This window comes from Mycobacterium sp. (genome assembly GCF_039583785.1).
In the GTDB taxonomy this organism is placed as follows: Bacteria; Actinomycetota; Actinomycetes; order Mycobacteriales; family Mycobacteriaceae; genus Mycobacterium.
In genome coordinates, this window is record NZ_JAVKSG010000002.1 from 118583 (window position 1) to 143094 (window position 24512).

Here is a 24512-nt window from a genome sequence, read left to right on the forward strand (position 1 = left end):
CGGCAATATGGGTGCACACGTGGCCCGTCGGCGGCATGGTAAGCTCGTTATACTAGCTAAGTATCAACCCGGCTTCCTGCAAAGGAGATCGCGATGGCACGCAGCGACGACGACACCTGGGACCTCGCATCAAGCGTCGGCGCGACCGCCACGATGGTCGCGTCGGCCCGCGCGATGGCCAGTAGGGCCGACAGCCCGCTGATCAACGACCCGTACGCCGAGCCGCTGGTTCGAGCTGTCGGCCTCGACCTGTTCACCAAGCTGGCCACCGGCGAGCTGTCCCCCACCGATCTCGAGGACGACAACGACGGTGCGCCGGCCGGCGTGCAGCGGATGACCGACAACATGGCGGTCCGCACGAAGTTCTTCGACGAGTTCTTCCTCGACGCGACCACGGCGGGTATCAGGCAGGCGGTGATCCTGGCGTCCGGGCTGGACGCGCGGGCCTACCGGCTGCCCTGGCCGGACGGCACCACCGTCTACGAGATCGACCAGCCGCAAGTCATCGCATTCAAGTCGCGCACCCTGGCCGAACTCGGTGCCCAGCCCACCGCACACCGTCGCGCGGTCGCCGTCGACCTGCGCGACGACTGGCCGGCCGCACTGCAGGCGGCGGGTTTCGACCCCGCCCAACCCAGCGCGTGGAGCGCCGAGGGCCTGCTGGGCTATCTGCCGCCGGATGCCCAGGACCGGTTGCTGGACATCATCACCGAGCTCAGCGCGCCGGGTAGCCGGATCGCCACCGAGAGTGGGCCCACCCGCGACAAGGACCACGAAGAGCGGATCAAAGATCGCATGCGCACCGTGTCACAGCGGTGGAGCAAGCATGGACTCGATCTCGACATGACGCAGCTGGTCTACTTCGGCGAACGCAACGAGGCGTCGCCGTATCTGTCCGACCACGGGTGGGAGATGGGGGGCAGCACCATCGCAGAATTGTTCGCCGCCAACGGTCTTGCGCCGATTCTCGAGGACGACATGCCATTCGCCGACCGCCGCTATGTCAGCGGCACGCTGACCGACAAGAAATAGGAGCCTTCGATGCCACGTACCCACGACGACAGCTGGGATCTCGCCTCCAGCGTCGGGGCCACCGCGACGATGGTGGCAGCCTCGCGCGCGATGGCCTCCCGCGGGCCCGAGCCGCTGCTCGACGACCCGTTTGCCGAGCCGCTGGTACGCGCGGTGGGCCTTGCGCCGTTCGTCCGCATCCTCGACGGTGACCCAAGCCTCGAAGACGACCCGATGCTGAACCGCAAGACGCGCACTGAGCAGATGGCGGTTCGCACCAGGTTTTTCGACGACTTCTTCTCGGGCGCCACCCGGTCCGGGATACGCCAGGCGGCGATCCTGGCGTCGGGTCTGGACACCCGCGGCTACCGGCTGCCCTGGGGCGACGGGGTGGTGGTCTACGAGATCGACCAGCCCGAGGTGATCGAGTTCAAAACCCGCGCCCTGGCCGAACTCGGCGCCGCGCCGACCGCAGAGCTGCGGACCGTCGCGATCGACCTGCGTGACGACTGGCCGGCCGCACTGCGCGCCAAGGGTTTCGACACCGACCAGCCGACGGCCTGGAGCGCCGAAGGCCTGCTTCCCTATCTTCCGGCCGACGCTCAGGACCGGCTGTTCGACAGCATCACCGCGCTCAGCGCGCCAGGCAGCCAACTGGCCACCGAACACGTCCCTGACCCGAATGCTTTCACCGGCGACCGCCTCAAACAGATCAGCGAGCGCTGGCGCAGTTTGGGTTTCGACCTCGACGCGGCGGATCTGTTCTATGTCGGCGACCGCGCAGTCGTCGTCGACTACCTCACCGAACACGGCTGGCAGGTCGACGCGCACCCCGCCAAAGAGCTTTACGCCCGCAACGGCTTCGAATTTCCCGAAGAGTCGACGATGGCGGTCTTCGGTGAACTGAGCTACGTCAACGCGACGCTGAAATGACCCGTACCGACCGAACCGATAATGACAGCTGGGACCTGGCTTCCAGCGTGGGTGCCACCGCAACCATGGTCGCCGCGGGTCGCGCGATGGCGACCAAAGACCCCCAAGCGCTGATCAACGATCCGTTCGCCGAGCCATTGGTGCGGGCCGTCGGGCTGGACTTTTTCGTCAAGATGATCGACGGCGACGTCGACGTCTCGATGTTCCCGGACTCGTCACCGGAGCGGATGCAGGCGATCGTCGACGGAATGGGGTTGCGCACCAAGTACTTCGACGACTACCTGCTGGACGCGGCGGGTGCCGGGGTCCGACAGGTGGTGATCCTGGCCGCCGGCCTGGACGCCCGCGCCTACCGGCTGCCCTGGCCCGACGGCACCACCGTCTACGAAATCGACCAGCCGCAGGTGATCGAGTTCAAGACCCGCGCGCTCGCCGACCTCGGTGCCGAGCCGACCGCGACGCGTCGAACCGTGTCGACCGACTTGCGCTACGACTGGCCGGCCGCGCTCAGGGATGCGGGCCTGGACACCAGCGCGCCGACGGCCTGGCTGGCCGAGGGACTGCTGATCTATCTGCCACCGGAAGCGCAGGATCGGTTGTTCGACAACATCACCGCGTTGAGCGCACCGGGTAGCACGGTAGCGACCGAATATGTGCCCGGGATCCTCGATTTCGACGAAGAGCGGGCTCGCGAGATGTCGGCCCCGCTGCGCGAACAGGGTGTCGACATCGACATGCCGTCGCTGATCTATGCCGGCCAACGCAGCCACGTAGCGGAGTACTTGCGCGGCAAGTCGTGGGATGTCACCGACACCTCGCGGGTGGACCTGTTCGTCAACAACGGACGCGTCGTTCCGGCACCCGAGAACGACGACCCGCTGGGCGAGATCATCTACATCAGCGCAACGCTCGACGGCTAGAAGCGCGACTGCCCCACCCACCGCACGCTGGCACCGGTCAGCGACCGCCGGGCCTGCTCGACAAGGCCGACCATCGACTGAGTGATCAACGCGCCCAACGCATCCGACAGCGCAGCCGCCGGCTGGGACGACGATCGCGGCCGTAGGTAATCCCACACCGAGGAGCCCGGATAGCTGACCAGCCGAACCTTGTCGTGTTCGTCCAGGCCGGCCAGCACTTTAGCCCTGCGCACCGCGGCACGCAGACCGCCGAGCTCGTCGACCAGGCCGTGCTCGAGGGCGTCGGCGCCGGTCCACACCCGACCCCGGGCAACCGCGTCGACCGCATCGACACTCAGGTTGCGGCCCTCGGCGACGCGCTCGACGAAGTCGGTATAACACAAATCCGCCTCGGCCTCGACCTGCGCCTGCTGCTCCGGCGTGAACGGCGCATTGATCGACCAGGCGTCGGCATTGGCGTTGGTGCGCAATGCATCTGAGCCGATACCGAGTCGGTCCTTGAGATCCCGGGCGATCAGCTTGCCGGTCAGCACGCCGATCGAACCGGTGATCGTGCCGGGGTTGGCCACGATCGCGTCGGCGTTCATCGAGACGTAATAGCCGCCGGACGCGGCGACCGCACCCATCGACGCCACCACCGGCTTGCCGCGCTCGCGGGCTTTTTTGACCTCCCGCCAGATGGTTTCCGACGCGGTGACCGAGCCGCCCGGCGAGTCGACCCGTAGCACGATTGCCGACACCGAATCATCGTGCGCCGCTTCGCGAAGAGCAGCCGAGATGGTGTCACCGCCGGCGTTGGACGAGCCGAACGGCAGTCGCGAGCCACCACGGCCGCTGACGATCGAACCGGAGACGGTGACGACGGCGATCGTCGACTTGGGTCCGCGCCCGGGAATCGATGGCCCACCCGGACCGGTCGCCCGCGCATAGCGGCTCAGAAAAAGCCGAGGCGGGGCGTCGTCGTCGTCGGGTGAGACACGTTCAACGCCAACCAGTTCAGCGATTCGGGCATATGCCTCGTCGCGGAAGCCGACCCGATCAATCAGCCCTGACTCCAGGGCTGTATCGCGCAGCAGCGGCGCGCGGTCGGCCAGGCCGTCGAGGCTGTCCTGGCCGATCTCGCGCGATTCGGCGATCGCCTGCCACACCTGGCCGCGCAGGCTCTCCAGCAGCCGGGTGTCGGCCTCCCGGTGCGCGTCGGTATAGCGGTCCTGCGTGAAAAGGTTTGCCGCCGATTTGTATTCGCCGCGGGTGACGAACTGCGCCTCGATGCCGGCCTTGTCCAGCGCGTCCCGCAGGAACAGGGCGTTGGTCGCAAAGCCGATCAACCCGACCGTCCCCGACGGCTGCATCCACACCTCGCCGAACGCCGACGCCAGGTAATACGACAGCGTGCCGGGATACATCTCGGCCCAAGCCAGCGACGGCTTCACGGCGGTGAACGCCGCGATGGCCTCGCGCAATTCTTGTACCGGACCCGCCGCGACGGCCGGCAGCTGGACACGTGCGATCAGGCCGGCGACGCGGGAGTCCTCGGCGGCCCGGTGCAGCGCCGCCACGGCTTCGCTCAGCACCAAGGGCCGGCCGCCGCCGGTGATGATCGCCAACGGATCCAGACCGCTGGTTTCCGGCGGCGCCAGCCGCAGGTCCAGCTCGAGCACACAACCGTTGGGCACACCGTGGTGGCGGGCGGTGTCTACCCGGCGGGCCAATGCGCGAACGTCGTCGATACCCGGCGGGTTGGGCAGGAAAGAGAACATCCGACGAGCCTACCGCTGGCGTCGTTGCCGGCCTGCGGGCCGTGACCGATGCCGGCGCCGAGACGATACTGCTCAACCCGGTCGGCCGCGACGTCGGCAAGGATCGCGGGCAGATGGAACGTCCTGCCGCGGACGTCATTCCACGATTGAGCTGACATGCTTGTCGAACGCTTCGCACCGTTACCTATCGCGACGCTGTCCGCTAGGATGGCTGCCGGGTACTCAAAGCCTCAGGAGGAGGGGTTTCGGTGCCGTTGCTCCAACGGTCTTTACGGCGCGCGGCTATACGCAACGTCCCCGTCACGGACATCTCTTCCGCTCGAGCGCTGTTCACCACCCCGTCGGCGCACTTCGTCGAAGACATCTCCCAACAGCCACTTCTCCAGGGGTCGGGGCCGGGGGCGTGACGGACTCGGTTGTGACGCTCGGTCTATCGGTAACGCCGAGCACCGCAGAACTGGTCGTAATGCAAGGAAGCGGTGCGCGAGGCGCTGTGCTCGATCGCGTAGTAATACCTATGCAGGACGACCCATCGGCAAACGCATCGCAGTTGCGGCAAACGGTCGACACCGTGCTGCAGACCGAAGCGATCGCGATTGCTCATGGATACCGCGTTCACGCGGTCGGCGTGGTGTGCGATGGCGCCGATAAACTCCTAACGAACGGGCTCATCGGCGCCCTGGAAGATGCCGGGCTGCACAACGTCACCGCCCTGGATCCGGCCGACGCGCGCGAAATTTTCACGCAGCCAGAACTCGCTGTTTTGGAGAACTCCGCGGCGGCGGATAGCACGCGATTACGTGTTCGGCGGCGTCGGATTTTCATCGCAGCGTTGGCGATCGCCCTCGCCGCGCTGGCTTTCGCGATCGGTGATCAACTGTCAGTTGACCAACCCACCGTTCCGCGCAAGCCCGCCGTGACACCGCTTCCCACCCGCACCGCGATCCCGAACCCCACCGCTGTCGAGACGCCGCCACCTTCGGACCTGACTTCTCCTCCGGAGGTTAGCCCGGCGCCGACCGCCACCTCGCCGCCACCGCAGCCCCCAGCCCAACGCGAGCCATCGACGCCAAGCTATCCGGATCAACAACGGCCCCCTGACCGCCCGTCACTGCCTCCTGCACCGCCAGCCGATCCACCCGAACCTGGCCCGGACCCATCCACCGATTGCTTGTTCCTCTGCGGGGTCGCCATCTAAACCGGATCGGCTTGCCCACAATGTCCAAACCACACGATCCACCCCAGTCCACCGCGGTATCACGACTCAACGGTTCTCCAAGTCGCGGTGTTGCCCGAGTTGATCGGCGGTAACGTCGACGACGGCTATCGCAAGGTCGCAGACGCATTTCGCGCGCCGCCGTCGCGACCGGGTGCCGCACGTCGACACGGGCTATTCACTGGGATTGTCGAGACCCGCGCAGCTGCTTCGGTTCGGATCGTCTGACAACGCTTTCGGCACACCCGGTTTCGGCGGCTCGTTCGGCTTCGCTTACCCCGACACCGGGACCGGCTGGTTTTCACCTGTGCAGCGATCCAAGAGAACTCGCGTTGCGACAGGCCTTGTTCGGTGACGTCCTGGGCGCACGACCGCAAAAATAGCCGGTTGTTTTACAGCTCGGTCGCCGAACCGCCTGCCGCGGTGATCTTTTCCCGCGCGCTGCCACTGAATTTGTGCGCGGTGACGTCGACCTTGACGGTCAGCTTTCCGTCGCCGAGAACCTTCACCAGCGTGTTCTTGCGAACCGCACCGTTGGCCACCAGCTCGTCCAGCCCGATCGAACCGCCCTCGGGGAACAGACGATTGAGGTCGCCGACGTTGACGACTTCGTATTCGGTGCGGAACCGGTTACGGAAACCCTTCAGCTTGGGCAGCCGCATGTGAATCGGCATCTGCCCACCCTCGAAGGTGGCCGGCACGTTCTTGCGGGCCTTGGTCCCCTTGGTCCCTCGACCCGCGGTCTTACCCTTGGAGCCTTCACCGCGACCCACTCGGGTGCGCTTGGTCTTCGACCCGGGCGCGGGGCGCAGGTCATGCAGTTTGATGGTCATTCGCTACCTCCCTCGGCCGGCTGGACCTCAATGAGGTGCTGGACGGTGGCGATCAGCCCACGGGTCTGCGGGTTGTCGTCGCGCACCACGGACTGCCGGATCTTCCGAAGTCCCAGTGTGCGAAGGCTTTCCCGCTGCTTCCAACGAGCGCCGATCGTGCCGCGCACCTGGGTGATCTTCAGCTGCGTCGGCTGTGTCTCTTGTGCGGCCATGATTACGCGCTTCCTTCACGAGCGGCGCCGGCGACCAGCGCCTCGCTTTCCCGGCGGGCGCGCAGCATGCCAGCCGGAGCCACGTCCTCCAGCGGCAGACCACGTCGCGCGGCGACCTCTTCGGGCCGCTGGATCATCTTGAGCGCGGCGACCGTCGCATGCACGACGTTGATCGCGTTGTCGCTGCCCAGCGACTTGGAGAGGATGTCGCGCACGCCGGCACATTCCAGCACCGCACGGACCGCACCACCGGCGATCACACCGGTACCGGGGCTGGCCGGACGCAGCATGACAACGCCCGCGGCGGCTTCACCCTGCACCGGGTGGACGATGGTTCCGCCGATCAGCGGGACGCGGAAGAACCCCTTGCGGGCTTCCTCGACGCCCTTGGCGATCGCGGCCGGAACTTCCTTGGCCTTGCCGTAGCCGACACCGACCATGCCGTGGCCGTCTCCGACGATGACCAACGCGGTGAAGCTGAAACGCCGACCACCCTTGACCACCTTGGAGACCCGGTTGATCGTGACAACCCGCTCCAGGTAGTTGCTCTTGTCGCCGTCACGGTCCCGACCGCCGCGGCCGCCACCATCGCGGCGGCCCCGGTTGTCGCGGCCGTCGGAGCGAGAATCGCGGCCTCCCGAGGGGCCGGACGTCCCGCCGGCCGATCCAGCCGGTTGTTCCGCCATTATGCGGTCCTTCCAAAGTCGTTGCTTGTCATCAGAATTCCAACCCGCCCTCGCGAGCGGCGTCGGCGAGTGCCGCGAGCCGCCCGCCGTAGGTGTAGCCACCACGGTCGAACACCACCGTGTTGATTCCGGCGGCCTTGGCCCGCTCGGCGATCAACTGGCCGACCCGCACGCTGTGGGCCTTCTTGTCGCCGTCCACGCCGCGCACGTCCGCCTCGATCGACGAAGCGGCGGCCACGGTCGTCCCGGTCAGGTCGTTGACCAATTGCACGTGGATGTGCCGCGACGAGCGGTGCACCACCAGGCGCGGTCGCTCGGCGGTGCCCGAGATTTTCTTACGCAGCCGCGCGTGACGACGCAGCCGCTGCTTGCGCCGAACGGCGGACACGCTCTGCGCAGGAGGCTTTTGCGCGGTACCAGCTTGTGTTTGCGCCATCACTACTTACCTGTCTTTCCGACCTTGCGGCGGATCTGCTCGCCTTCGTAGCGAATGCCCTTGCCCTTGTAAGGGTCGTTCTTGCGGAGCCGACGGACGTTGGCCGCAATCTGGCCGACCTTTTGCTTGTCGATCCCCGAGATCGAAAACTTGGTGGGCGTCTCGACCGCGAACGTCACGCCGTCAGGCGCCGTGATCAGCACCGGGTGGCTGTACCCCAGGGCGAACTCGAGGTCGCTGCCCTTGGCCTGCACGCGATACCCGACGCCGTAGATCTCCATCTTGATCGTGTAGCCCTGCGTGACACCGGTGACCAGGTTGGACACCAGGGTGCGGGACAGCCCGTGCAGCGAACGGTTGCGCCGGTCGTCGTCCGGACGGGTGACCACGATGGCGCCATCGTCGTTGCGCGCCAAAGTAATAGGTTCGGACACCTTCAGGTCCAGGGTGCCCTTGGGACCCTTCACCGAGACCTGCTGGCCGTCGATGGACACCTCGACCCCGGACGGGATCTGGATCGGTTGCTTACCAATACGCGACATAGTTTTTTTACCGTCCTGTTCCCACTACCACACGAACGCGAGGACTTCGCCGCCCACGCCCTGTCTGGCTGCCTGACGATCGGTGAGCAGGCCCGAGGAGGTCGAGATGATCGCCACGCCCAGTCCGCCGAGCACGCGCGGCAGGCCGGTCGACTTGGCGTACACCCGCAGACCGGGCTTGGACACCCGACGCAAGCCGGCGATGCTGCGCTCCCGGCTCGGCCCGTATTTGAGCTGAACGGTCAGCGCCTTTCCCACCCGAGCATCCGCGGTGTGGTAGTCGGTGATGTAACCCTCCCGCTTGAGGATCTCGGCGATGTTGGCCTTGAGCTTCGAATGCGGCAGCGTCACCTCGTCGTGGTAGGCAGAGTTGGCGTTGCGCAGACGCGTCAAAAAGTCTGCGATCGGATCCGTCATCGTCATATGCGCCCGCTCCTCCTCTTCATAGCTACGCTCTGCATCGTCGACATCGCGGTCATGACAGCGTTGGTACCTTCCTCACGGCGGTTCCCACTCGGTTTATTTTCCGGGAAGGCCTGCCGCGCAACTGTTCTGGGTTGGTCTGAGTTTTCACTGTTACCAGCTGCTCTTCTGCACGCCGGGCAGCTCGCCCGCGTGCGCCATTTCGCGCAGGCAGATCCTGCACAGCCCGAACTTGCGGAACACCGCATGCGGACGGCCGCATTTGTTGCAGCGGGTGTAGGCGCGTACCGCGAACTTCGGCTTGCGCTGGCTCTTGATGATCAATGCTTTCTTCGCCATCAGATCAGTTCTCCTTGAACGGAAAGCCGAGGCTACGTAGCAGCGCCCGGCCCTCGTCGTCGTTGGTCGCCGAAGTGACGACGGTGATGTCCATACCACGGGGCCGGTCGATGTTGTCCACGTCGATCTCGTGGAACACCGACTGCTCGTTGAGCCCGAATGTGTAGTTGCCCAAACCGTCGAACTGCTTGGGCGACAGTCCGCGGAAGTCACGGATACGCGGCAGAGCGATCGAGGTGAGCCGGTCGAGGAACTCCCACATCCGGTCGCCGCGCAGGGTGACCCGCGCGCCGATCGGCATGCCCTCGCGAAGTTTGAACTGGGCGATCGACTTGCGGGCCTTGCGGATCTCCGGACGCTGTCCGGTGATCAGCGCAAGGTCGTTGACCGCGCCGTTGATCAGCTTGGCGTCGCGGGCGGCGTCGCCGACACCCATGTTGACCACCACCTTCACCACGCCGGGGATCTGCATGACGTTGGCGTAGCCGAATTCTTTGTTCAGCGCGTCGCGGATCTCGCTGCGGTAGCGCACCTTCAGCCTGGGCTGAACTTTCTCGGTCGTCGTCATGCCTGAATGTCCTTGCCGTTGCGCTTGGAGATGCGAACCCGCTTGCCGGACTCCTCGTCAACCCGGTAGCCGATCCGGGCGGCGTTGCCGTCGGAGTCGACCACCATCACATTGGAGACGTGGATGGGGGCTTCCTGGGTGACGATCCCGCCCGACTGAGCCCCGCGCTCGTTGGTCGAGACCGCGGTGTGCTTCTTGATCCGGTTGACGCCCTGGACGAGCACCTTGTTGCGGGCCGGGTAAGCCTGGATCACTTTGCCCTTGGCGCCCTTGTCCTTACCCGAGATGACCAGGACGGTGTCGCCCTTGTGCACCTTCATTTACAGCACCTCCGGAGCCAGCGAGACGATCTTCATGAAGCGCTTCTCACGCAGTTCACGGCCGACCGGCCCGAAGATGCGGGTACCACGCGGGTCGTTGTCGGGCTTGATGATGACGGCCGCGTTCTCGTCGAACTTGATGTAGCTGCCATCCGGCCGGCGGCGCTCCTTGACGGTGCGCACGACGACGGCCTTCACCACGTCGCCACGCTTGACGTTGCCACCGGGAATGGCGTCTTTGACCGTCGCGACGATGACGTCGCCGATGCCGGCATACCGTCGCGACGAGCCGCCGAGCACGCGGATGCACAAGATTTCCTTGGCGCCCGTGTTGTCGGCCACTTTCAGCCGCGATTCCTGCTGAATCACTCGATCTCCTGACCTGGTTCACGTAACACGCCCACGCACCGACACGAGGGCGGACATGGTCCACCCGACCCGTCTTGCCTGGTCTTCATCGTCGAAAGGCACGCAGGGCTGACGGTGATACTCGAGATGCCAGCCGAGGTCTGCCCACGGCAACCCCTCGAGTCTAGGGGAAGACCTGCTCAGAGCAAAATTCCTGGTCTAGCCACGTGTACCGCCGATTGGCCGGATGTCGCCGAGGTGATGGATACCTTCGTGCATCGCCTGAAGGACCAGCCGACGTGCGGTGCGCTCCTCGCCGGGCAGACGCGTCGCGATGCGGTCTCAGTCCCGTTCTTCCGTACGGGCAATATGCTCGCAGAAACCCGCAACAGCTGCAGAGAGTTCATCGAGCGTGGCTGGTAGGTCGCAGTCGTTATAGCGGACTCGGCGCACTCGCAGGTCGTTGAACATCGGCTCAAGCGCGGGCCGAACTTCCGCACAGGTGCGGTGCAGTCGGATGGTGTAGCCGATGTAGACATCGCGAAATGGCATAGATATTCGGCAACCGACCAGACATGCCGACGTGGTCGCATTCGGCGCACCTCAGGCGGGATGGCGTAGACCGCTTCCTCGACCGCGCCGGCAAGCCGCCGAGAACGCCAACGGTGGTAGCTGCTCGTTGTTATCAGCGCGCAGGTAGAAATCCTATTGCCCCCGGCAGGTGCCCCTCGGCCGAAAACTCAGAAGGGCGGCGGTTCGTCGTTGGCGACGACGGGCAAGCGCCGCTTCGACTCTCGCGCCGTGCGGTTGTGTCGACGTTCGGTGGCGATGCGAGCGGCGCGGTTTTGGGCGCGGGTGCGGCGGCGTTTGGGCATCATCGCGGTGCGATCAGCGCAGTGCGGGTCGGCGCGGTCCGGGTCGGCGCGGTCCGGTTCGGACGGAGGCAGGTCCCCGGTCGGCACGCAAAGACTCGGAAACAGCAAAACACTGCCCGGCGTGGTCACATAAATGCGCCCGTCAGGAAGAAGCCAAATCACGGTGCCATCGGGCAGCTGCGTGTCACGCCAGCCCCCAAAAGTCTTCAGCAGATGGTGTTTTCGACACAGCGCCTTCAAATTCGACGCGTGTGTCCAGCCACCATCGTGGTAGGCGACCGTATGATCCACATCGCAGTCAGTAGCCGGGCGATCACAACCCGGAGCACGACAGGTCAAGTCGCGGCACCGCACGAACGCAGCAAGTTTGGCAGACGGGGTATAGCGCGGCTCAGGCACATCGACCGGCGCCATCAACGGCTGCATCCTCGCGCTCTTGGCCAGCTCGGCCACCATCTCCGCCGAGATCAAGCCCTCAGCACCCACCACCACACCCGGCGACTCTCCACGGCCCTCGACGCTGGCTTGGTCGGCGATCACATGAATCAGCACGTTGCTTGTAGCTGGCCGCCCCGCGGACGTGCAATCCGCAGATCCACAGCCGCACACCAACCGGTCCGCACCAGCACTCAACGCACCCAACGCGTCGGCCCGGCGCTGCTCACGGCTACGCGGGTCGGCCTCACACACCGTGGCCGCCAACTCATCGAGCCGACGGTCCAACGCGCGACCGGCCGTGGCCAGCACCCTTCCGGTCACAAACGCCACGCCAGTTTCGGCGAAGTCGACATCGAGAAAGCGATCCCTGATAGCCTCCTTCGCGCGCCGCACCGCGTCCCGGTCAACGCGGGCCACCACCCGATCAACCTCGGCGGCGAGCCGACCCCGCGTCAACGACGGATGCCGCGAAAGCCGCACCGCCACAAGCGCATCCACCCGGGCCAACACATCGGCATCGGTAATCAAGTCAGTCCGAAACACCACGGTCTGAAACGCGCGATAGTCGATATCGCCGGCCCGAAACGCCTTGCCCACCTCCGGTAACCGATCCCGCAACGCCATCGCATACCGCAGATAACTCGAGCCCATGGCCATGCTGCACCGCAACGCAGCGGCCACCTGCGCGGCCACCGCCTCCCAGGTATCCATCGGCCAATCAGCCTGCTCTCCCGAATCCCGCAGCCGCACCACGAACAACTCACCGACAGCCACCAACCGCTCAGCGGCCGCCCGAGCCTCCGCTCGACCTGCCTCCGAGATTTGGTCCAGCAGCGCAACCGACTCCGGCGTGGGTCGTGACGCGTACCAATAATCGAACATAGATTCGATGATAAATCGTCCCACCGACAGATTCCGAAATCGAGATCGGTGCCGTCCTCGAGGCGGCGGGCCACCTAGGAACGTGCTGATCCGGCCGGCAGATCGCTGACACACCGGAATCCGATGTGCGTGGTCGCGGTGTCCTGCGACTGCGGCGAGCGTGCCGCCGGCCGGTAGCGGTGACAGTACTCCGGGGCGCAGAGGTGTGAGCCGCCCTTGAGGGTCTGCGCGACGGTCGGGTCTGCGGGTCCTATTGGCGCGCAACAACTCTTGGGCGGTTGTTCGAGCTGGTGGTGTGCGGAGAACTCGGTGGTCGTCCATTCCCAGACATTGCCGATCATGTCGAAGAGGCCGAATCCATTGGGCGGGAACGTTGCCACCGGCGAGGTGCCCGACCAACCGTCGTTGTGGTAGGGGAAGCGGCCCTGCCAGGTGTTGGCCATCGGCGTCCCGTTCGGCTTCTCCTCGTCGCCCCAGGCGTACGTCGTGGCGGCTTTGCCGCGCGCGGCGTACTCCCATTCGGCCTCGGTCGGCAGTCGCCGGCCCGCCCAGCGCGCATATGCGGCCGCATCGGGATAGGCCACTTGCACCACCGGATGATTCGCCCGGTCGGCGACGTCGCTGCCCGGACCGAACGGGTGGCGCCAACTGGCGCCCGGCACCCAGACCCACCATTGCCGCCAGTCCCGCAAGTCGACCGGACCCGGCGTTGGGCGGAATACCATTGCGCCGGGCTGAAGTCCGGCCGGATCGGCGCCGGGGTAGCGGGCCGGGTCGATGGGCTGCTCGGCGACCGTGACATAGCCTGTAGCGGTGACGAATTCGGCGAACTGGGCGTTGGTCACCGGATGGCGCTCGATGGCGAAAGCGGGCACGCTCACCGTATGGATCGGCGCTTCTTCGGGATAGAAGCTCGTCGAGCCCATCCGGAATGTCCCCGGTGGCAGGTCGACAAGATCGGTCGGCATCAACTCAGGGTATGACGACCGCGAAATCCGGTCACTGCGCGGCGGGCGCCGAACCGCCGCTTCACGCGGCAACCCCGTCGATGTTCCGCACGCATCCGGACAGAGCCGTCGCCAACAGAGCAGCAGAACCCAGAGCGGCCCACAGCGCTCTGGGCGGCGGCTCAGTCACGCGAAAAGACCAGTGCCAATTCCTTTTCCACATCTTGATACGGCCGCCCGGTGAGGTCGACGGTGACCTGCGAGACCGTGCCCCCGGTGAGCACGAACGGCGGCTGGTAACGGCTGGACACCGCCGAACCGCCATTTCGCCCGACCGTGATTCCGGCACCGGCCAATCCGAAAGTCCCCGGATGTGACTGCACATCGGCCAGCGTGCCGACCGTCGCATCGTCGATGAACAGCGTCACTTCCCCCAGTGGCGTGTGGCTGTTTTCCACCGTGCCGGTGCGGGTGTAGCGAACACCGAACACGTGCCGGCCCAGCGGCACCGCCTGCGACGACGCGACTTCCTGCTGACGCTCGCCGAGGAAGTTGTAGACGTAGTGCAGCCGGCCGTCCTGGACGAACAGCACGTGACCGCCGTGCGCGCCGCCCTGTTTGAACAGCACGCCTTCAGCACCGGCGCGGTCGATGGTGACGTCGGCCAGCACCGCGAACGAGCGGCCGCGCAGCTCGGCGCCGGCGCCGATTCCGACGTCGGCACAGTCGGGGTAGTAGGTGTAACTGGTGCGTTCGCCGCCCAGGAAAGGCCGCGAGCGCATCATGGTTTCCAAAATGTTGAGGTCCGACAACGGCAGCCCGTTGTACTTGGCGGCTTCGGAAAACCACAGCGCCTTGAGCTCGTCCAGCTTGTCGGGATGCTCGTCGGCCAGGTCGTGGCACTGGCTGCGGTCGGCCTCGATGTGGAAGAGCTCCCAGCGGTCGGCATCGAAATGGCTCCACCCGGCGGGTGTAGCGGCATGCACGGTGTTGGCGAACCAGCCGTTGTGCCAGATCCCGCGGGTGCCCAGCATGGTGTAGAACTGGGTCTCTTTGCCGGTGTCGGAGGACGAGTCGGGCAGGGCCGAACCTGTCAGGGCAGCTTTGAAACTCACGCCGTCGAGCGGCTTCTGCGGAATGCCTCGAACGGTGTCCGGCGGCTGGATGTCCAGCAGGTCATAGACCGTCGGTGTCACGTCGCACACGTTCACGTAGTTGTCCCGGACCTCGCCGTGCGCCGCAATTCCTCTGGGCCAGGACACCATTGCGGTGTCGGCGATCCCACCTTCGTGCGAGGCGTATCTCTTGTAAAGCTTGTAGGGCGTGTTAAAGGCCATCGCCCACCCGATCGGGTAGTGGTTGTAGGTCTGCGGCCCGCCGAGCTGGTCGAACAACTTCATGCTCTCTTCGACGGTGTCGATGTAGCCGTTGAAGAACTTGCCTTCGTTGACCGACCCGTTGGGCCCGCCCTCGCCGCTGGCTCCGTTGTCGGAGATCACCACAATCAGGGTGTTGTCCAGCTGACCCGATTCCTCGAGATAGTCGAGGATACGACCGATCTGGGCGTCGGTGTAGCTCAGAAAACCGGCGAACACCTCCGCCATTCGACTGAAGAGTCGTTTCTCTTCGTCGTTGAGCGAGTCCCAGGGCCGCACGGTGTCCTGCAACGGCCAGGGCTGGCCGTCGGGACCCTTGACGTCGAGATAGGGGTTGATCGGCGAGAGTTCGGTGTCTTGCGGCACGATGCCCATCGACTTCTGCCGCTCCAGCACGATCTCGCGGTAGCGCTCGTAGCCCATGTCGAACTTGCCGGCGTAGCGGTCCGCCCACTCCTTGAAGACATGATGCGGCGCGTGGCCGGCGCCGGGGCACACGTAGCTGAACCATGGTTTGTCCGGTGCGATCACCTTGGCGTCGCGGATGAACTCAATTGTCTTGTCCGCGATGTCTTTCGACAGGTGATAGCCGTCCTCCGGGGTATCGGGCGGGTTCACCGGGTGGTTGTCGTACACCAGGTCCGGGTACCACTGGTCTGTCTCACCACCCAGAAAGCCGTAGAAGCGCTCGAAGCCGCGCGACGTCGGCCAGTGCCGCTTGGTCGCGGCCAGATTCGACTCTTCGAGTGGGGTCAGATGCCACTTGCCGACGCAATAGGTGTTGTAACCCTGCTCGGCCAATACCTCAGAGAGCAGGGCGGTTTCGAAGGGGATGCGGCCATTGGAGTTGGGAAAGCCTTCGGTGAATTCCTCGATCGTGGCCATGCCGACGGTGGTGGCGTTGCGGCCGGTCAGCAGCGAGGCCCGGGTCGGCGAGCACAAGGCGGTGGTGTGAAACTGGGACAACCGCACGCCGTGTTCGGCGATGCGCGTCATCGCCGGCATCTCGACCAGGCCACCGAAGCAGTCCCAGGTCGCGATGCCGATGTCGTCCCACACCAGGTACAGCACATTGGGCGCGCCCTCGGGCGCGGTCGGAGCGGCGAACGGCCCCCAATCTGGTTCCGAATCACGGATATCCAGTTCGATCTTGCCGTCGAACTCGGTTGCCATTCTGGCCTCCGTCTCGCAGTGGCCCCCAGGATTCCGGATGCAGAGTACACCGCCGCGACCAACGATCCGCCAACAGCGGGTGGCGTCTAGCGAAGAGTTGTGACGGTGCCGGAATCGCGCTCAGCCCGCAGCTATGGAACCACGCCGACATCGGTTTGCCCGCATCGGTTTACCGGATCGTCGGACCGTTGATCGCACTGGCGTTCATCGTCGCCGTGCGCCGCGTGGACCCGGCCTACCGTGCGGCCTTCGCCGCACGGACCAGCTGACTACTTGGCCTTCTCCAGGATTTCGACGAGCCGCCAGCGCTTCGTGGCCGACAGCGGACGGGTCTCCATCAACGACACCCGGTCGCCGGTACCGGCGTCACCGTGCTCGTCGTGCGCCTTGACCTTCTTGGTGGTCCGGATGATCTTGCCGTACTTCGGGTGGCGCATACGGTCTTCCAGCTCGACCACAATGGTCTTCTGCATCTTGTCGCTCACCACGTAGCCGATGCGGGTCTTACGACGACCGCGCGGCTTCGGGGTGGGCGGAGTGCGCTTGGGCCCCTTGGCACTAGCGTCTTTCGCGGCCGCCTTCTTCGCCTCAGCCATCAGGACTCCTCACCATTGGGCCCAGCTGCCAGGCCGAGTTCGCGTTCACGTAGCACGGTGTAGATCCGTGCGATTTCCTGACGGACCGTGCGGAGCCGACGGTTGTTGGCGAGCTGACCGGTCGCCATTTGGAAGCGCAAGTTGAACAGCTCTTCCTTGAATTCGCGCAACTTCTCGACCAGATCTTCGTCGTTGAGCTCGCGCAGTTCGCCCGGCGAAGTTCCCACTGCCATCAGAACTGATCCTCTCGGGTGATGATGCGTGCCTTGATCGGCAGCTTGTGGATCGCACGGGTCAGCGCTTCCCGGGCGGTCTGCTCGTTGGGGTAGCTGAGCTCGAAGAGCACGCGACCCGGCTTGACGTTGGCGATCCACCACTCCGGCGATCCCTTACCCGAACCCATCCGGGTCTCGGCGGGCTTCTTGGTCAGCGGCCGGTCCGGGAAGATGTTGATCCACACCTTGCCGCCACGCTTGATGTGCCGGTTGATGGCGATACGAGCGGACTCGATCTGCCGGTTGGTGACGTAGGCGTGCTCCAGTGCCTGGATGCCGTAGTCGCCAAAGCTCACCGACGTGCCACCGCTGGCGATCCCGCGCTGACGCGGGTGGTGTTGCTTGCGGTGCTTGACTCTGCGGGGAATCAACATGATTCAGCTCTCCGTACTCTGCGCCTCGACGGCGGGCGTCTCCGCCGGCGCCGCGGCCGCGCTCGCAGTATCTTCAGCGGCACTCAGTGCGCTTCGGCCGGCCTCGGTACTGGTAGCCGTCGTACCCGCGGATCCGCTCCGGCGCGGGCGGGTGCCCGAGGGACGTTCGCGGCGCGGACGCTCGGCTCCAGCCGACGGCGCCACCAGCTCGCGTTTGCCGCCGACGATGTCGCCCTTGTAAATCCAGACCTTCACGCCGATCCGGCCGAAGGTGGTCTTGGCCTCATACAGGCCGTAATCGATGTCGGCACGCAGCGTGTGCAGCGGCACCCGACCTTCGCGGTAGAACTCCGAGCGACTCATCTCAGCGCCCCCGAGACGACCGGAGCACTGCACCCGGATGCCCTTGACGCCTGCTTGCCGCATGGCCGACTGAATGGCCTTGCGCATCGCGCGGCGGAACGCCACCCGGTTGCTCAGCTGCTCGGCCACACCTTGAGCCACCAGCTGTGCCGTCGACTCGGGGTTTTTCACCTCGAGGATGTTCAGCTGGACCTGCTTGCCGGTCAGCTTCTCCAGGTCGGCGCGGATCCGGTCGGCCTCGGTGCCACGGCGACCGATGACGATGCCCGGACGGGCAGTGTGGATATCCACCCGAACCCGGTCACGGGTGCGCTCGATCTGCACGTCGGCAATACCGGCGCGCTCCAGGCCGGTCGACAGCAGCTTGCGAATCGCCACGTCTTCCTTGATGTAGTCCGCGTATTGCTTGTCGGCGTACCACCGCGACTTCCACTCGGTCGTGATGCCGAGCCGGAAACCGTGCGGATTGATTTTCTGGCCCACTACTCCGAGCCCTCCTTCGCTTCCGAAGTCGCTTCAGTCCCAGCGGACTTCGCGGCGGATGCCTTCACTTCAGATGTCTTTTCGGTGGCCGCCTTCTTGGCCGGCGCCTTCTTGGCCGGCGCCTTCTTGGCCGGCGCCGTGCTGGCAGCCTTGCTGGCCTGCGCGCGACGGGCGCGGGTGGCGCTCGCGGACTGCGAGCCCCGCCCGTCCTTGCTCGGACGGCTTTCCACGATCACGGTGATGTGGCTAGTGCGCTTACGGATCCGGAACGCGCGGCCCTGGGCGCGCGGACGGATCCGCTTGGCGGTCGGGCCGCCGTCGGCGTAGACGGTGGCAACCACCAGAGTCGCCGGGTCGAGCCCATTGTTGTTCTGCGCGTTGGCTGCAGCGCTCGCGATGACCTTGGCCACCGGCTCGCTGGCCGCCTGCGGTGCCCAACGCAGGATGTCCAGCGCCTCGGCCACCGACTTGCCGCGAACCAGGTCGATCACCCGGCGCGCCTTGGTCGGCGACACCCGCACGAACCGCGCTTTGGCGACCGCCGAAGGATATTCCGTAGCCGTGCTCATCGCCGCTTGGCCTTCCGGTCGTCTTTGATGTGTCCCTTGAAGGTGCGCGTCGGTGCGAACTCACCCAGTTTGTGGCCCACCATCGATTCGGTGACGAACACCGGCACGTGCTTGCGACCGTCATGGACGGCGAACGTGTGACCGATGAAGTCGGGAATGATGGTCGAACGGCGCGACCAGGTCTTGATGACCTGCTTGGTGTTCTTCTCGTTCTGCGTGTCGACCTTCTTGAGCAGATGGTCGTCGACGAACGGACCCTTTTTGAGGCTGCGTGGCATATCTGTTACTCCTGGCTGCCGCTAGCGAGACTTCTTGCCGGTGCGCCGGCGTCGGACGATGAGCTTGTCACTGGGCTTGCTGCCCTTACGGGTACGGCCTTCGGGCTTACCCCACGGGCTGACCGGGTGACGACCACCGGACGTCTTACCCTCACCACCACCGTGCGGGTGGTCCACCGGGTTCATCACAACACCACGGACGGTGGGGCGCTTGCCCTTCCAGCGCATCCGGCCGGCCTTACCCCAGTTGATGTTGGCCTGCTCGGCGTTGCCCACCTCGCCGACGGTGGCACGGCAGCGCACGTCGACGCGACGGATTTCACCGCTGGGCATACGCAGCGAGGCGTACGCGCCTTCCTTGCCCAGCAACTGGATGCTGGATCCCGCCGAGCGAGCCATTTTGGCCCCACCGCCCGGACGCAGCTCCACGGCGTGCACCAGCGTACCGGCCGGGATGTTGCGCAGCGGCAGGTTGTTGCCCGGCTTGATGTCGGCGTTGGCACCGGACTCCACCACATCGCCTTGGGAAAGTCCCTGCGGCGCAATGATGTAACGCTTCTCGCCGTCAAGAAAATGAAGCAGCGCGATGTTCGCGGTGCGGTTCGGGTCGTACTCGATGTGCGCGACCTTCGCGTTGACGCCGTCTTTGTCGTTGCGGCGGAAGTCGATCACCCGGTAGGCCCGCTTGTGCCCGCCACCCTTGTGGCGGGTGGTGATATGACCGTGCGCGTTACGTCCACCCTTACCGTGCAACGGCTTGATGAGCGACTTCTCCGGAGTCGAGCGGGTGATCTCGGCGAAATCGGAGACGCTGGCACCGCGACGACCCGGAGTCGTCGGCTTGTACTTGCGAATTCCCATGTCTGTTAAGTCTCTCTATCCTCGGCCGGCCCTGGCTACGCCGTAGCGCCGAACAGTTCGATCGGCTTGCTGCCGGGAGCCAACGTCACGATGGCGCGCTTGGTGCTCTTCCGTTGTCCGTACCCACTCCGGGTGCGCTTGCGCTTGCCCTGCCGATTCGCGGTGTTCACCGCGGCCACCTTGACCGAAAAGATCTTCTCGATCGCGATCTTGATCTGCGTCTTGTTCGAGTCGGGGTGCACCAGGAAGGTGTACACGTTGTCGTCGATCAGACCGTAGGACTTCTCCGAGATGACCGGGGCCAAGATGATGTCGCGGGGGTCAGTGACGGTTGCCATCAGGTGCAAACCTCCTCGGCGCTATGGGTGTTCGCTGCGATGTAAGCATTGAGCGCCTCCACCGAGAACACCACGTCGTCGGCGTGTAGCACGTCGTAGGTGTTCAGCTGGTCCGGCGAGAGGATGTGCACACCGGGCAGGTTGCGCACGCTCTTGGCGCCGGTCTGGTCACTACGTCCGATGACCACCAGCACCTGCTTGCGGTCGGTCAGCGTGGCCAGGAAACCCTTGGCGCTCTTGGTCGACGGAGTCTGACCCGGCACCAGTTCGGTGATCGCGTGGATGCGGCCGTTGCGAGCCCGGTCCGACAACGCACCGCGCAGCGCGGCGGCGATCATCTTCTTCGGGGTGCGCTGGCTGTAGTCGCGGGGCTGCGGACCATGCACGACGCCACCGCCGGTGAACTGCGGCGCACGCGTCGAACCCTGACGTGCGCGACCAGTTCCCTTCTGCCGGTATGGCTTACGGCCGCCACCGCGGACCTCGCCGCGAGTCTTGGTGGAGTGCGTTCCCTGGCGGGCCGCGGCCAGCTGTGCCGTGACGACCTGGTGCATCAGAGCGATGTTCGCAGGCGCATCGAACAACTCGGCCGGCAATTCAACGGAGCCTTCGGTTTTGCCGGCGGGCGTCTTGACGTCGATCTTGAGTGCTTTCGCGGCGTTATCGGAAGCCATTACTTCTCACCTCGTTTGATCGCGCTGCGGACCACGACGAGTCCGCCCGTGCGGCCAGGCACCGCGCCCTTGATCAGCAGCACGCCGTTCTCGGCATCGACCAAGTGCACCAACAGGTTCTGGGTGGTCACCCGGTCATGCCCCATCCGGCCGGACATCCGGGTGCCCTTGAAGACACGCGCCGGGGTGGCGCAACCGCCGATGGAACCGGGACGGCGGTGAACCGCCTGCGCTCCGTGGCTGGCGCCCTGCCCCTTGAAGCCGTGCCGCTTCATGGTTCCCGCGAAGCCCTTGCCCTTCGACGTGCCGGTCACGTCGACATAGGTTCCGGCAACGAACATTTCGGCCGTCAGCTGCTGACCGACCTGGTAGTCGGCCGCGGCGGCCTCGTCATCGAGACGGAACTCGGCCAGATGCCTGCGGGGGTTGACCCCGGCGGCGGCGTACTGACCCGTCAGCGGCTTGTTGATCTTGCGGGGACTGATCTCGCCATAGGCCAACTGCACCGCGCTGTACCCGTCGACTTCCGGAGTACGGATGCGGGTCACCACGTTCGGCCCGGCCTTGACCACCGTCACGGGGACGACGCGGTTGTTCTCGTCGAACACCTGCGTCATGCCCAGCTTGGTGCCCAGGATGCCCTTTCTCGCCATTGCTCGCAGCTCTCCTACTGGATGTTGACGTCGACGCTGGCAGGCAGATCGATGCGCATCAGCGCGTCAACGGTTTTCGGGGTCGGGTCAAGGATGTCGATCAGGCGCTTGTGGGTGCGCATCTCGAAGTGCTCACGCGAGTCTTTGTACTTGTGCGGTGAGCGGATGACGCAGTACACGTTCTTCTCGGTAGGCAGCGGCACAGGGCCCACCACGCTGGCGCCGGTACGGACAACCGTCTCGACGATCTTGCGCGCCGAGGCGTCAATGGCCTCGTGGTCGTAGGCCTTGAGCCTGATGCGGATCTTTTGTCCCGCCACGCTTCCTCACTCTCCAGGTCGAGACCCGGTTTACTGCCGATCGCCGATCGCCGTGAACGGTCTACACCGATCAAGCGCGCGCCCGGTTGTTGCGCCGCTGTTTACCTGTCTTGGTCCACCGGCCCCCGCGGTCGGGTGTGTCGCCCTCACGCAGCCTGGTCCGCGACCGAAATTGGTCACGCTCCAAATTGGGACCGGACGCGCCCGTGTGGGCGCTGGTCGTATGCCCAGCCAGGCGCGAACCCGGCTCGAGGCAACCTGAACAGTATGCCCTAGATCGCGGTATCGGCCAAATCCTCTCGACCACGTGACAGGCGCACAGTGAGACAGTCCGGCGACAAGTTCTTACTTCAAAGTAAGTTATCTCGACTTGACGAGCTCGACCTGCACATATGCCGCGTGGCAGGCCGGGTGACCAAAGCGGCGGCCACCACGTGGGTCCCGACGGTCGGCTAACGCGAACTGCGCGCCAGATACGTGCCGTGGCCGCGACGCACCAGTGCGCCGTCGAACTCGAGTACCTCACACACCAGGCCGTCCTTCTGGTTGCGGTAGTTGATGACGAGAACCGACGCGCCGCCGTACACCCCGATGACGTCGACGTGAAAGTTGGGTAGGGCCGCCAGGGCAGCACGCCAGTATTCACGCAACGCCGCTTTGCCGTGCACGACTCCTGCCGAGCCGGGAACTAGGTCGGCCGCGATCGGCGAGGTGAACAGGGCGTCGTCGTGAAAGTACGCAAGTACCGCCTCGACGTCCCGGCGGTTCCAGGCCGCTGCCCACTCGTCGGCAAAGTCGTCCGGCTCGGGAGTGCTCACGATTCGCCCCTCATCGTTGCCCAGAACGGGCACTGGTGTTCGGTCTCGAAGTCGGTGCTGACCTGACTTCCGCCGGGCCGCAACGACATCCAGAAGTTGTGCTCGGGGTCGCCGTCCTGGGCCGGCCAGTCGGGCAGGCCGGCGGCCTTCGGAGCGCCGTTGGTGACGAAGTGGCTCCAGTAGCTCATCATCTGGTCGGACAGGATCTGCTGCGCCTGATCCAGCGGCGGCGCTCCGCCCATGCTGAACAGGTATCGCAGCTCCAGGGAGTGGCTGGCCCCGACCGGGAACGGCGCACGCCGCAGGAAATCGGGCTCGGGTGCGCGCGGATCATCGAATTCGTAGCCGTAGACCGGAGCGTGCCGGCTCAGCGATTCGGCGAATCTGTCTGCAGTGCAAGCGAAAACACCGTCTGTTGCCGCAGCAGAGTAAGCCAGCGACACATCCCCGCCGTAGCGATCCGGTGGGTAGTGCGCCTGCACCGGGGCACTGTTGTCGCCGAAAATATCGGCGAGCACATGCGAATACTCGCCGGGGCTGACTCCGCGATGAACCTTCGCCGCCCGCAGGGCGGCGAACAGGGTGAACTCGTCGTGGTTGACCCCGATCAGCACCGGAACGTGCGCGGTCCGGTCGGCGGCGGATGCCGCCAGCGGATTGGCCGGAAGCATCGGCGTTCCGGTCACCGGACCGGAGAGCGCATCGGAGTCGCCGAGGAAGTTGTACCAGGGTGGACGCTCGAGCCTGGTTGCCGGCAGGGCACGCAGACACCGCGCGGTGGTCGCGGGAGTGCGGCAGCCGGCCGCGATCGCGTAGTCGATACTCTGCCGTTGGCCGAACGTCAACTCGGCCTGCGCCTGACATGGCGCGCTCTGGATGATCGCCGCCCGGAACAGTCCAACCGACCCCGGCGCGATCAGGTGGTCGCACACCGACATGCCGCCGGCGGATTCGCCGGCGATGGTGACCTTGTTCGGGTCGCCGCCGAACGCGGCAATGTTGTCGCGAACCCAGCGCAGCGCGGCCTGCTGGTCGGCCAGCCCGTAGTTGCCGACCGTTCCGGGCGGACCGAGCGCCGGATGCGCCAGGAAGCCAAGGGCGCCCAACCGGTAGTTGACCGTGACGACGACGATCTGGCCTCTGGCCGCCAACCAGCGCGAGTGGTAGATGTCGCCGCTGCCGTTGACGAACCCTCCCCCGTGGATCCACACCATCACCGGGCGCTTCTCGCCATGTTGGGCGCGCGGCGGAGTCCAGACATTGAGCGTCAGGCAGTTTTCACTGGTCGGCTTGCCCACCCCCGGCTTCAGGCCGGTGTCCTGCATGCATTGCGGACCTGCCTTGGTGGCGTCCAACATTCCCGACCATCGCGCGGCCGGTCGCGGCAACTGCCACCGCAAGGGTCCCAGCGGCGGCGCCGCGTACGGAATGTTCTGGAACACACGGTAATCCAGGGCGATCTGGCCGCGCACCGATCCCATCGCGGTGCGCACGACACCGGCATCCAGCGGGCCCGCGTAGGCCGGTTCCGCCGCGTGCGGCTTGACGCCGGCATCCTGCCCACATGCCGCCACCAGCAGGGCCGTCATCAACACGACGGCCCAGACTCGCCGACGAGGCGATCGCGTCCACACGTTACGACAGCCTACGGATTATCGGAAGCCCGTCAGAA

31 protein-coding genes and 1 pseudogene are annotated in these 24512 nt (G+C 65.6%); 5 read left to right on the top strand and 27 right to left on the bottom strand.

Annotated elements, in window-relative coordinates; translation table 11 throughout:
* The first annotated feature begins 93 nt into the window (after positions 1–93).
* Genes ABDV69_RS02145 through ABDV69_RS02155 form a run of 3 tightly spaced genes read left to right on the top strand, consistent with a single transcriptional unit; the run spans position 94 to position 2864 of the window.
* A complete protein-coding gene (locus tag ABDV69_RS02145) occupies positions 94–1032 on the top strand; it encodes a class I SAM-dependent methyltransferase (protein ID WP_343571697.1) in 939 nt (312 codons plus the stop codon).
* A gap of 9 nt (positions 1033–1041) precedes the next feature.
* Entirely contained in the window at positions 1042–1944 is a 903-nt protein-coding gene (locus ABDV69_RS02150) for a class I SAM-dependent methyltransferase (protein WP_343571698.1), read from the top strand.
* Positions 1941–2864 carry a class I SAM-dependent methyltransferase gene (locus ABDV69_RS02155; protein ID WP_343571699.1) on the top strand — a complete coding sequence of 308 codons (924 nt, stop codon included), beginning with the start codon at positions 1941–1943 and terminating at the stop codon, positions 2862–2864. The genes ABDV69_RS02150 and ABDV69_RS02155 overlap by 4 nt, the downstream gene beginning before the upstream one ends.
* Here ABDV69_RS02155 and sppA read toward each other — a convergent pair.
* The gene (sppA, locus tag ABDV69_RS02160) at positions 2861–4624 is read right to left on the bottom strand and encodes a signal peptide peptidase SppA (RefSeq protein WP_343571700.1); all 1764 of its coding nucleotides are present in this window, start codon (positions 4622–4624) and stop codon (positions 2861–2863) included. The genes ABDV69_RS02155 and sppA overlap by 4 nt on opposite strands.
* A gap of 20 nt (positions 4625–4644) precedes the next feature.
* On the opposite strand from sppA, the pseudogene ABDV69_RS02165 reads away from it, so the two are divergent.
* Together ABDV69_RS02165 and ABDV69_RS02170 are read left to right on the top strand one after the other, a co-directional pair.
* Positions 4645–4779, top strand: a pseudogene (locus ABDV69_RS02165) (LLM class F420-dependent oxidoreductase); the annotation flags it as partial.
* A 362-nt stretch (positions 4780–5141) separates the two neighbouring features.
* Positions 5142–5822: a hypothetical protein gene (locus ABDV69_RS02170; RefSeq protein ID WP_343571701.1), complete on the top strand. Its 681-nt coding sequence runs from the start codon at positions 5142–5144 to the stop codon at positions 5820–5822.
* Positions 5823–6232: 410 nt separating this feature from the next.
* Here the strand turns inward: ABDV69_RS02170 and rplO are convergent, their stop codons facing one another.
* From rplO to ABDV69_RS02300, 26 genes are all read right to left on the bottom strand, one after another.
* Positions 6233–6673 (bottom strand): 50S ribosomal protein L15, encoded by a 441-nt coding sequence (gene rplO / locus ABDV69_RS02175; protein WP_343571702.1) that lies wholly within the window; start codon positions 6671–6673, stop codon positions 6233–6235.
* Positions 6670–6885: a 50S ribosomal protein L30 gene (gene rpmD, locus ABDV69_RS02180; protein ID WP_343571703.1), complete on the bottom strand. Its 216-nt coding sequence runs from the start codon at positions 6883–6885 to the stop codon at positions 6670–6672. The genes rplO and rpmD overlap by 4 nt, the downstream gene beginning before the upstream one ends.
* Positions 6886–6887: 2 nt before the next feature.
* Entirely contained in the window at positions 6888–7571 is a 684-nt protein-coding gene (gene rpsE, locus ABDV69_RS02185) for a 30S ribosomal protein S5 (RefSeq protein WP_343571704.1), read from the bottom strand.
* 31 nt (positions 7572–7602) lie between these two features.
* Positions 7603–8007, bottom strand: a complete 405-nt coding sequence (gene rplR, locus ABDV69_RS02190) for a 50S ribosomal protein L18 (RefSeq protein WP_343571705.1) — start codon at positions 8005–8007, stop codon at positions 7603–7605.
* A gap of 2 nt (positions 8008–8009) precedes the next feature.
* Positions 8010–8549: a 50S ribosomal protein L6 gene (gene rplF / locus ABDV69_RS02195; RefSeq protein WP_343571706.1), complete on the bottom strand. Its 540-nt coding sequence runs from the start codon at positions 8547–8549 to the stop codon at positions 8010–8012.
* A 24-nt stretch (positions 8550–8573) separates the two neighbouring features.
* Positions 8574–8972 (bottom strand): 30S ribosomal protein S8, encoded by a 399-nt coding sequence (gene rpsH, locus ABDV69_RS02200; RefSeq protein ID WP_343571707.1) that lies wholly within the window; start codon positions 8970–8972, stop codon positions 8574–8576.
* Between the two features lie 153 nt (positions 8973–9125).
* Positions 9126–9311, bottom strand: coding sequence for a type Z 30S ribosomal protein S14 (locus ABDV69_RS02205; protein WP_343571708.1), 186 nt, complete (start codon positions 9309–9311; stop codon positions 9126–9128).
* Positions 9312–9315: 4 nt separating this feature from the next.
* Positions 9316–9879, bottom strand: coding sequence for a 50S ribosomal protein L5 (rplE, locus tag ABDV69_RS02210; protein WP_343571709.1), 564 nt, complete (start codon positions 9877–9879; stop codon positions 9316–9318).
* Positions 9876–10199, bottom strand: a complete 324-nt coding sequence (gene rplX, locus ABDV69_RS02215) for a 50S ribosomal protein L24 (RefSeq protein ID WP_343571710.1) — start codon at positions 10197–10199, stop codon at positions 9876–9878. The genes rplE and rplX overlap by 4 nt, the downstream gene beginning before the upstream one ends.
* The gene (rplN, locus tag ABDV69_RS02220; protein WP_045373371.1) at positions 10200–10568 is read right to left on the bottom strand and encodes a 50S ribosomal protein L14; all 369 of its coding nucleotides are present in this window, start codon (positions 10566–10568) and stop codon (positions 10200–10202) included.
* A gap of 719 nt (positions 10569–11287) precedes the next feature.
* Entirely contained in the window at positions 11288–12742 is a 1455-nt protein-coding gene (locus ABDV69_RS02225) for an HNH endonuclease signature motif containing protein (protein WP_343571711.1), read from the bottom strand.
* Positions 12743–12816: 74 nt separating this feature from the next.
* Positions 12817–13710, bottom strand: coding sequence for a formylglycine-generating enzyme family protein (locus ABDV69_RS02230; protein ID WP_343571712.1), 894 nt, complete (start codon positions 13708–13710; stop codon positions 12817–12819).
* 161 nt (positions 13711–13871) lie between these two features.
* Positions 13872–16238: an arylsulfatase gene (locus ABDV69_RS02235; RefSeq protein WP_343571713.1), complete on the bottom strand. Its 2367-nt coding sequence runs from the start codon at positions 16236–16238 to the stop codon at positions 13872–13874.
* 269 nt (positions 16239–16507) lie between these two features.
* Positions 16508–16834, bottom strand: a complete 327-nt coding sequence (gene rpsQ / locus ABDV69_RS02240) for a 30S ribosomal protein S17 (RefSeq protein ID WP_343571714.1) — start codon at positions 16832–16834, stop codon at positions 16508–16510.
* On the bottom strand, positions 16834–17067 hold the full coding sequence (gene rpmC, locus ABDV69_RS02245; protein ID WP_343571715.1) for a 50S ribosomal protein L29: 234 nt from the start codon (positions 17065–17067) through the stop codon (positions 16834–16836). Before rpmC ends, rpsQ begins: the two co-directional genes overlap by 1 nt.
* Positions 17067–17483, bottom strand: coding sequence for a 50S ribosomal protein L16 (rplP, locus tag ABDV69_RS02250; protein ID WP_343571716.1), 417 nt, complete (start codon positions 17481–17483; stop codon positions 17067–17069). Before rplP ends, rpmC begins: the two co-directional genes overlap by 1 nt.
* A gap of 3 nt (positions 17484–17486) precedes the next feature.
* Positions 17487–18329 carry a 30S ribosomal protein S3 gene (gene rpsC, locus ABDV69_RS02255; RefSeq protein ID WP_343571717.1) on the bottom strand — a complete coding sequence of 281 codons (843 nt, stop codon included), beginning with the start codon at positions 18327–18329 and terminating at the stop codon, positions 17487–17489.
* Positions 18329–18898, bottom strand: a complete 570-nt coding sequence (gene rplV, locus ABDV69_RS02260) for a 50S ribosomal protein L22 (RefSeq protein WP_343571718.1) — start codon at positions 18896–18898, stop codon at positions 18329–18331. The genes rpsC and rplV overlap by 1 nt, the downstream gene beginning before the upstream one ends.
* Entirely contained in the window at positions 18895–19176 is a 282-nt protein-coding gene (gene rpsS / locus ABDV69_RS02265; RefSeq protein ID WP_067340300.1) for a 30S ribosomal protein S19, read from the bottom strand. Before rpsS ends, rplV begins: the two co-directional genes overlap by 4 nt.
* 21 nt (positions 19177–19197) lie before the next feature.
* Entirely contained in the window at positions 19198–20037 is an 840-nt protein-coding gene (gene rplB, locus ABDV69_RS02270) for a 50S ribosomal protein L2 (protein WP_343571719.1), read from the bottom strand.
* 35 nt (positions 20038–20072) lie between these two features.
* A complete protein-coding gene (gene rplW / locus ABDV69_RS02275; protein WP_343571720.1) occupies positions 20073–20375 on the bottom strand; it encodes a 50S ribosomal protein L23 in 303 nt (100 codons plus the stop codon).
* Entirely contained in the window at positions 20375–21049 is a 675-nt protein-coding gene (gene rplD, locus ABDV69_RS02280; protein ID WP_343571721.1) for a 50S ribosomal protein L4, read from the bottom strand. The genes rplW and rplD overlap by 1 nt, the downstream gene beginning before the upstream one ends.
* Positions 21049–21702: a 50S ribosomal protein L3 gene (gene rplC, locus ABDV69_RS02285; protein ID WP_343571722.1), complete on the bottom strand. Its 654-nt coding sequence runs from the start codon at positions 21700–21702 to the stop codon at positions 21049–21051. Before rplC ends, rplD begins: the two co-directional genes overlap by 1 nt.
* Before the next feature lie 14 nt (positions 21703–21716).
* Entirely contained in the window at positions 21717–22022 is a 306-nt protein-coding gene (gene rpsJ / locus ABDV69_RS02290) for a 30S ribosomal protein S10 (protein WP_003873519.1), read from the bottom strand.
* Positions 22023–22474: 452 nt separating this feature from the next.
* Positions 22475–22840 (bottom strand): nuclear transport factor 2 family protein, encoded by a 366-nt coding sequence (locus tag ABDV69_RS02295; protein WP_343571723.1) that lies wholly within the window; start codon positions 22838–22840, stop codon positions 22475–22477.
* Positions 22837–24429: a carboxylesterase family protein gene (locus ABDV69_RS02300; protein ID WP_343571724.1), complete on the bottom strand. Its 1593-nt coding sequence runs from the start codon at positions 24427–24429 to the stop codon at positions 22837–22839. The genes ABDV69_RS02295 and ABDV69_RS02300 overlap by 4 nt, the downstream gene beginning before the upstream one ends.
* Positions 24430–24512 lie beyond the last annotated feature (83 nt).